Annotated in this window: 4 protein-coding genes; 1 reads left to right on the top strand and 3 read right to left on the bottom strand. The window is 66.3% G+C overall.

Translation table 11 applies throughout. From position 1 onward, the window contains the following. Positions 1–133: 133 nt before the first annotated feature. The gene (gene chrA / locus IOC69_RS13060; RefSeq protein ID WP_290543995.1) at positions 134–1429 is read right to left on the bottom strand and encodes a chromate efflux transporter; all 1296 of its coding nucleotides are present in this window, start codon (positions 1427–1429) and stop codon (positions 134–136) included. Between the two features lie 22 nt (positions 1430–1451). Between chrA and IOC69_RS13055 the strand changes: the two genes are divergently transcribed. Next, on the top strand, positions 1452–4898 hold the full coding sequence (locus tag IOC69_RS13055) for an indolepyruvate ferredoxin oxidoreductase family protein (protein WP_290543994.1): 3447 nt from the start codon (positions 1452–1454) through the stop codon (positions 4896–4898). 79 nt (positions 4899–4977) lie between these two features. Here the strand turns inward: IOC69_RS13055 and dnaJ are convergent, their stop codons facing one another. Both dnaJ and dnaK read right to left on the bottom strand, forming a co-directional pair. Then, on the bottom strand, positions 4978–6144 hold the full coding sequence (dnaJ, locus tag IOC69_RS13050; RefSeq protein WP_290543993.1) for a molecular chaperone DnaJ: 1167 nt from the start codon (positions 6142–6144) through the stop codon (positions 4978–4980). Positions 6145–6293: 149 nt separating this feature from the next. Beyond that, complete coding sequence (dnaK, locus tag IOC69_RS13045) at positions 6294–8210, bottom strand: molecular chaperone DnaK (RefSeq protein WP_290543992.1); 1917 nt, start codon at positions 8208–8210, stop codon at positions 6294–6296. Between the last annotated feature and the right edge of the window lie 516 nt (positions 8211–8726).

The raw sequence follows: 8726 nt of genomic DNA, 5'->3' as shown, positions 1-8726 counted from the left end.
TCAAGAATGATCCGCAAAAGTGGAACCGGTTTTGCGATAAGATCATGCTCTAAAACATTTTCCGGTCAACCGGACACCGGCTGACCCTGGAAAATGCGACAAAACAAAGAGATTGAGCAGCGTTTCGGGTCCATTAAATCGAAACGAGCTCCGGCAGTTTTGAGGCCGCCCCGAGTGCCGCGCTCAGCATCAGCACCGGCAAGATGCCAAGCCGGAAGCGCAGCAGCGCCAGCGCGGCAAGCCCGCTCAGCGCCAGCGCAAAGCCATCAAGGTTGGTCCAGTCCGGCGCCCAGGGCCGGAACCAGCCCGGCAGGCGCTCCACATGCCCGAACAGCACATGCAGCCCGAACCAGAGCGAGAGATTGAGGATCACCCCCACCACCGCGGCGGTGATGGCGGCCAGCGCGCCGGAAAGCCTTGGGCGTTTGCCGAGGGCGCCGACATAGGGCGCTCCGGCGAAGATCCACAGGAAACAGGGCGCAAAGGTCATCCACAGTGTCACCGCCGCCGCCGCAAGTCCGCCCCAGACCGATCCCGTCTCCCGCAGGCCCGCGAAATAGCCCACGAACTGCGTGACCAGGATCAGCGGCCCCGGCGTGGTTTCGGCGAGCGCCAGCCCATCCATCATCTCCGTGGCGGAGAGCCAGCCCCGGGTCTCGACCGCCGCCTGCGCCATATAGGCCAGCACCGCATAGGCCCCGCCGAAGGTCACCAGCGCCAGCTTCGAGAAGAACACGCCGACCTCGGTCAGCACATGATGGGGCCCGAGCAGCAGCGCCAGCCCGGCCAGCGGAACCAGCCACACCGCGCCCCACAACGCCACGGTGCCGGCAAGCGCCCGCCAGCCCGGAAGCGTGGCTTGATGGGCCTCCGCCGCGCCGCTTGCCCGCCACACGCCCACCAGGGCCGCGGCGAGGATCACCAGCGGAAACGGCAAGGCGAAAAAGAACAGGGCCGCGAAGGCCAGCGCCGCGATCGCCCAGTCGGCCCGCGTTTTCAGCGCCCGCCGGGCCACCCGCAGCAGCGCCTCGATGACGATGGCCAGCACCGCGGCCTTGACGCCGTAGAACACCGCCTCGACCAGCGGCAGCTTGCCGAAATGGGCGTAGAGCATGGTGAGCGCCAGCACGATGACGGCACCCGGCAGAACGAACAGCAGCCCCGCCGCCAGCCCGCCCTTCGTGCCGTGCAGCTTCCAGCCGGAATAGGTGGCAAGCTGCATGGCCTCCGGCCCCGGCAGCAGCATGCAGAAATTGAGCGCCGCCAGGTACTCCCTCTCGCTGAGCCAGCCGCGCTCCTCGACCACCACCTTGTGCATCAGCGCGATCTGCCCCGCCGGACCGCCGAAGGACAAAAGCCCGATCTTCGCCCACACCTTCAGGGCCTCGGGGAATGCGACCCCCGCGGTGGAAGCGTTTTGATTGTTCATGCGTTCCAGTATAGTTGCGCCCATGTCCAAGTCGACCCACAGCCTTGCCGATCTTTATGACCTTTCGGTCACACGCCTGTTCCTCACCGGTCCGCAGGCCATCCTGCGCATGGTGCTGATGCAGTCGGAGGGTGACCGGCAGGCCGGGCTCGACACCGCAGGCTACGTCTCCGGCTATCGCGGCTCGCCGGTGGGAACCGTCGACAACCAGTTCGTGGCCGCGGCCAGGGTGCTGGAGCCGCGCCACATCGTGTTCCAGCCCGGCCTCAACGAGGACCTCGCCGCCACCGCCTGCTGGGGCGCCCAGCAGGCCGAGATGCGCGGCGAAGGCAAGCATGACGGCGTCTTCGCCGTCTGGTACGGCAAGGGCCCCGGCGTCGACCGCACCGGCGACGTGTTCCGCCACGCCAACATGGCCGGAACCTCGCCCCATGGCGGCGTGCTCGCCATCGCGGGCGATGACCATTCGGGCGAATCCTCCACTGTCGTCCATGCCAGCGACATCGCGCTGATGGATGCGCTGATCCCGGTGCTCGCGCCCGGCGGCGTGCAGGAGATCATCGACTACGGCCTGTTGGGTTTCGCCATGTCGCGCCATGCCGGCGTGTGGGTCGGCCTCAAATGCGTGCATGACACGGTCGAGTCCTCGGCCGTGGTGGACGCGGGCCCGGAGCGGGCGGCCTTCGTGATTCCCACCGAGCCCGCGCCACCGCAAGGCGGCCTCTCCATCCGCCCCGGCGATGACCGCATCGCGCAGGAAGAGCGCATCCACATGCACAAGATCCCGGCGGTGAAGGCCTTCGCGCGGGCCAATGGCCTCAACCGCATCGTGCTGCGCGGCGGCGAGGCGGCCACGCTCGGCATCGCCGCCGCCGGCAAGGCCTATCTCGATGTGCGGCAGGCGCTGGACAATCTCGGCATCGACGGGGCGAAGGCCGCCCGCCTCGGCATCCGCCTTCTCAAGATCGGCATGGTCTGGCCGCTGGAAGAGACGGTGGTGAAGGAGTTTGCCAGGGGCCTCTCCACCATCATTGTGGTGGAGGAAAAGCGCCCGCTGATCGAAGCGCAGCTGCGCGACATTCTCTATGCGGAGGAAAACCGCCCGGCCGTCATCGGCAAGCAGGACGAGCATGGCAGGACGCTGTTCGCGCCGCATGGCGTGCTGGAGCCGAACCAGATCGCCCTCGCCATCGCCGCCCGCATCCAGGACCGCGCCACGCATGACTGCGCATCCGCGCTGCGCGATCAATCGACCGCGCGCAACCAGGCGGACCTCGTCGCCCGCGTTCCCTATTTCTGCGCGGGTTGCCCGCACAACTCCTCGACCGTTCTGCCCGATGGCGCGCGCGGCTATGCCGGCATCGGCTGCCACTGGCTGGCGCAGTTCGTGCCGGGCCGCAAGACCGAGGGCGCCACGCAGATGGGCGGCGAGGGCGCCAACTGGATCGGCGAAGCGCCCTTCTCGAAGCGCGGCCACGTGTTCCAGAACATCGGTGACGGCACCTATAATCACTCCGGCCTCATGGCCATCCGCCATGCTGTCGGAACCGGAACCAACATCACTTACAAGATCCTGTTCAACGACGCCGTGGCGATGACCGGCGGCCAGCGCAATGACGGCGGCCTGACGGTGGAGCAGATCGCCCGGCAGATGCGGGCGGTCGGCGTCACGCGCATCGCGGTGGTCTCCGACGAACCGGACAAATACCCTTCGCGCGCCGCCTTCCCGCCCTTCACCAGCTTCAACCACCGGGCTGAATTGCAGGCGGTGCAGACGGAGCTGATGGGGGTGACGGGCACGAGCGTCCTCATCTACGATCAGACCTGCGCGGCGGAGAAGCGCCGCCGCCGCCGCAAGGGCCAGTTCCCCGATCCCAACAGGCGCGTGTTCATCAACGAGCTCGTCTGCGAGGGCTGCGGCGATTGCGGGGTTCAGTCCAACTGCGTGGCCATCCAGCCGGTCGAAGCCGAGTTCGGAAGAAAGCGCAGGATCGACCAGTCAGGCTGCAACAAGGACTTCTCCTGCCTCAAGGGCTTCTGCCCCAGCTTCGTGACGGTGGAGGGCGGCGAGCTCGTGAAGGGAACGGGCGGCGGCGCCATCGATGTGGAGAAGGCGGCCTTCCCCGCCCTTCCGGAGCCGGTGCTGCCCTTGCTCGAAAAGCCCTGGAGCATCCTCGTCACCGGCATCGGCGGCACGGGCGTCGTCACCATCGGCCACCTGCTTGGCATGGCGGCGCATATCGAGGGCAAGGGAGCGGCGCTCATCGACATGGTGGGCATCTCGCAGAAGAACGGCGCGGTGGTGACGCACCTCAAAATCGGCGCGGTGCCCGGGGCCATCTCGGCGGTGCGCCTGGCCCGGGGGGGTGCGGACCTGATCCTCGGCTGCGACCTCGTCACCAGCGCGTCGGAGCGCATCCTTGCGGCGGCCTCGCGGGCAAAGACCCATGCCGTCATCAACAGCCATGAGGTGATGCCGGCCCATTTCACCCATGATGCGGATTTCGATGTGCAGGGACAGGCGCTCACGCTGCGCATCGCGGCGGCGGTGAAGCCGGGCGGGCTTTCGGCCATCGACGCCACCGGCATCGCGACGAAGCTGATGGGCGACTCGATTGCCGCCAATCTCTTCACCCTGGGCCATGCCTGGCAGAAGGGCCTCGTGCCGCTCGCCCGCGAGTCGATCGAGGAGGCGGTGCGGCTCAACGGCGTGTCGGTGAAGATGAACCTCGCCGCCTTCGCCTGGGGCCGCCGCGCCGCGGTGGATGAGGCAGCGGTGCGCGCCATCATCGGCGCAAAGGCGGAGAAGGAGAAGAAGGCCGAGACGCTGGACGAGGCGATCGCGCGGCGCGTCGATTTCCTCACCGCCTACCAGGATGCGGCCTATGCTGAAATCTATCGCGGCTTCCTCGCGCGGGTGCGCGCCGTGTCCGAACCTCTGGCGCTCGTCGCCGCGCGGAATCTCTTCAAGCTCATGGCATACAAGGACGAGTACGAGGTCGCGCGCCTTTACACCGATGGAAGCTTCGCGGAGAATCTCGCGAAGCAGTTCACCGGCGGCTTCACGCTGAAGTTCCATCTGGCGCCGCCCATCCGCCGCCAGGCCGATATCGTCGCCGGGAAACCGGTGAAGACGGAATATGGTCCGTGGATGATGAGCGCCTTCAAGGTGCTCGCGAGGATGAAGCGCCTGCGCGGCACGCCATTCGATCTCTTCGGCCGCACCGCCGAACGCAAGATGGAGCGCCAGCTCATCGCCGATTACCGCGCCCTCATCGAGCGCCTCATCGCCACACCGGAGCTCGCCCGCAGCAGCGTGGCGCTGGAACTCGCCGGCCTGCCGGACATGATCCGCGGCTTCGGCCACGTGAAGCAAGCGAATGCCGCAAAGGCCAGGGCGCGCGAGTCGGAGCTGCTGGAGGCGCTGGAGGCGCTGTCCGGCGCTGGTTTGCGGAAGGCGGCGGAGTAGGCTTCCCCACCGCCTTCAACGCGTGATGCCCGGCACGCCGGCCGCACAGGATGAACGTCCGCCGGAGCGCGGCGGGCCCTCAGCTGCCGAAGCCGTCCCAGAAGGCCCTGGCCCTGGCGAAGAAGCCCTCCGATTCGGGGCTGTTGTTCTTCGCTTCCTTTTCGAACTCCCTGAGGAGTTCCTTCTGCCGGCGCGACAGGTTGACCGGGGTCTCAACCGCCACCTGGATATACATGTCGCCCGTCTGCGACGAGCGCAGCACCGGCATGCCCTTGTTCTTGAGGCGGAACTGCTTGCCCGTCTGGGTGCCTTCCGGCACCGTGACGCGCGCTTTCTTTCCGTCGATCGTCGGCACCTCGATCTCGCCGCCGATGGCGGCAGCCGTCATGGAAACGGGCACCTTGCAGAACAGGTCGGCCCCGTCGCGCTGGAAGAACTCGTGCGGGCGCACCGAAAGGAAGATGTAAAGGTCGCCCGCAGGCCCGCCGCGCAGGCCTGCCCCGCCTTCGCTGGCGAGGCGGATGCGCGTGCCATCCTCCACACCGGCCGGAATGTTGACCGACAGCGTGCGCTCCCTGGTGACGCGGCCCTGGCCGGAACAGGCGCTGCACGGGTCCGGGATCACCTGGCCGCGGCCCTGGCAGGAGGGGCAGGTGCGCTCCACCGTGAAGAAGCCGGATTGCGAGCGCACCGCCCCCTGGCCGCCGCAGGTCGAGCAGGTCTTGGGGCTCGTTCCGGGCTTGGCGCCCGAACCGCCGCACACCTCGCAGGACACCGAGGAGGGCACGCGGACCTGTGCGTTCTTGCCGGTGAAGGCCTCGGTGAGGCTGATCTCCATGTTGTAGCGCAGGTCGGAGCCGCGCGTGGCGCCGCTGTTGCGCCCCCCCCCGCCGCCGCGGCGGCCACGTCCGCCGCCGCCGCCGCCGCCCATGAAATCGCCGAACAGGTCCTCGAAAATGTCGGACATCGAGGAATTGAAATCGGGGCCGAAACCGGCGCCGCCGCGCCCGCCCATGCCGTTCTCGAAGGCCTGGTGGCCGAAACGGTCATAGGCGGCCTTCTTCTGCGGGTCCTTGAGCACGTCATAGGCCTCGTTCAGTTCCTTGAACTTGGCCTCGGTCCTGGCGTCGCCCGGGTTGGCGTCGGGGTGCAGCTGCTTGGCAAGCTTGCGATAGGCGGCCTTCAGTTCCTTCTCGTCGGCCGACCGGCCAACCCCCAGAACGTCATAGTAGTCGCGCTTGGCCATGAATGCTTACCGCTGTCGGTTGTCGTCCTCGCGTGGACGGCACGCAGGACCGGAAACAATGTGAAACGCAAAATGGCGGAACCCCGCCCCGCGTGCCGGGCCCGCCGGGGGCCCGCGGCGTGAAGCGGGGTTCCTGGTCATCTGGGGCCTCAGGACTTCTTGTCGTCGTCCTTCACTTCCTCGAAGTCGGCATCGACCACATCGTCAGCGCCGCCCTTCGGGCCGCCGGCATCACGTGCCGCATCCGCCTCGGCCTGGCCGGCCTGGGCCTTGTACATGGCCTCGCCAAGCTTCATCGCGGCCTGTGACAGGGCGTTGGTCTTGTTCTTCACGGCTTCGGAATCGCCGGTCTCCAGCGCCGACTTAAGGTCGGCTACAGCGCTCTCGATCGCCGACCTGTCGGCGGCCGAAACCTTGTCGCCGAACTCGGCAAGCGACTTCGAGGTCGAATGGATCAGGGCTTCGGCGTGGTTCCTGGCTTCCACCAGGTCCTTGCGCTTCTTGTCGTCGGCGGCATTGGCTTCCGCTTCCTTGACCATTTTCTCGATCTCGCTGTCCGACAGGCCGCCGGAGGCCTGGATGCGGATCTGCTGTTCCTTGTTCGTCGCCTTGTCCTTGGCGGAGACGTTGACGATGCCGTTGGCGTCGATGTCGAAAGTCACCTCGATCTGCGGCAGGCCGCGCGGCGCCGGCGGAATGCCCATCAGGTCGAACTGGCCGAGCATCTTGTTGTCGGCCGCCATTTCACGCTCGCCCTGGAACACCCTGATGGTCACGGCCGTCTGGTTGTCGTCAGCGGTCGAGAACACCTGGCTCTTCTTGGTCGGGATCGTGGTGTTGCGGTCGATCAGGCGGGTGAACACGCCGCCCAGCGTCTCGATGCCGAGCGACAGCGGCGTCACGTCGAGCAGCAGAACGTCCTTCACTTCGCCCTTGAGCACGCCGGCCTGGATGGCGGCGCCGATGGCCACCACTTCATCCGGGTTCACACCCTTGTGCGGCTCCTTGCCGAAGAACTGCTTCACCGTCTCGATGACCTTCGGCATGCGCGTCATGCCGCCGACGAGAACCACCTCGTCGATCTGGCCGGCGGTCACGCCGGCGTCCTTGAGCGCGGCGCGGCAGGGCTCGATCGTCTTGGCGATGAGGTCCTCGACGAGCGCTTCGAGCTTGGCGCGGGTGAGCTTCAGCGCGAGATGCTTCGGACCCGTCTGGTCGGCGGTTATGAAGGGCAGGTTGATCTCGGTCTGGGCCGAGGATGAGAGCTCGATCTTGGCCTTTTCCGCGGCTTCCTTCAGGCGCTGCAGGGCGAGCTTGTCCTTGCGCAGGTCGATGCCCTGCTCCTTCCTGAACTCGTCGGCGAGGTAATCGACGATGCGCATGTCAAAGTCTTCGCCGCCGAGGAAGGTGTCGCCATTGGTCGACTTCACCTCGAACACGCCATCGCCGATCTCAAGCACAGACACGTCGAAGGTGCCGCCGCCCAGGTCATAGACCGCGATGGTGCCTGAGTGCTTCTTGTCGAGGCCATAGGCAAGGGCCGCCGCCGTCGGCTCGTTGATGATGCGCAGCACTTCAAGGCCGGCGATCTTGCCGGCGTCCTTGGTGGCCTGGCGCTGGCTGTCATTGAAATAGGCCGGAACGGTGATCACCGCCTGGGTGACGGTCTCGCCCAGATAGCGCTCCGCCGTTTCCTTCATCTTGGTCAGCGTGAAGGCCGAAATCTGCGAGGGCGAGAACTTCTTGCCGCGGCTTTCGACCCAGGCATCGCCATTGTCGGCCTTCACGATGGAATAGGGAACGAGCTTCTTGTCCTTCGCGACCATCGGGTCATCGAAGCGGCGGCCGATCAGGCGCTTGATGGCGAAGAAGGTGTTCTCCGGGTTGGTCACCGCCTGACGCTTCGCCGGCTGGCCCACCAGGGTTTCGCCATCCGCCGTGAAGGCCACGATCGAGGGGGTGGTGCGGGCACCCTCGGCATTCTCGATCACTTTGGGGTTCTTGCCTTCGATCACCGCAACGCAGGAGTTGGTGGTGCCGAGGTCGATACCAATCACTTTCGCCATCTTGATCCTCCAATTGGCAGGCGGAGCCTGGGAAAGCCCATCCGGCACTTGCCCGCCCCCGTTGGCTAAGGGGGTCCGCCTCCTGATTAAGATTAGGTTCCGGCTGCCCGATTCCCTGGGGCGCACCGGCTGTCGGTCGCTATATAGGCAGGAGGCTAAGGCCTATCAAGCGCTTCGCCCACGCAAAAGTGATCAGCCCCGGCGGTTGCGGTAAGGCCGGGAGGGTTTGAACCCCGATCACCCGGACAAACGCCTTATCGACCTTAAAGCATTTTCGACGGTCAACCGGAGGGAAAAGCGGCCAATGCAACCCGGACTGCTCTATCTGCCCGGCCACTTCGGCTCCGAGGACCAGCGCCAGCTGGTGGAGGCCTTGGTAGTGTCCAGAATCTTTCGCACATTTTTTCAAGCGACAGCGGCTTCGGTTTGGGTTTCCTCGGCCTGAAACAGTGGCCGCATGTTCATGTACCGTTTCGTTGACCACTGCGTTCCGGCAATGTGCCGCAGCCGGGCCGC

This window comes from Aestuariivirga sp., from assembly GCF_020252405.1.
In the GTDB taxonomy this organism is placed as follows: domain Bacteria; phylum Pseudomonadota; class Alphaproteobacteria; order Rhizobiales; family Aestuariivirgaceae; genus Aestuariivirga.
Note: the sequence above shows the minus strand (reverse complement) of the source record. Positions and strands in the feature narration are given on the sequence as shown.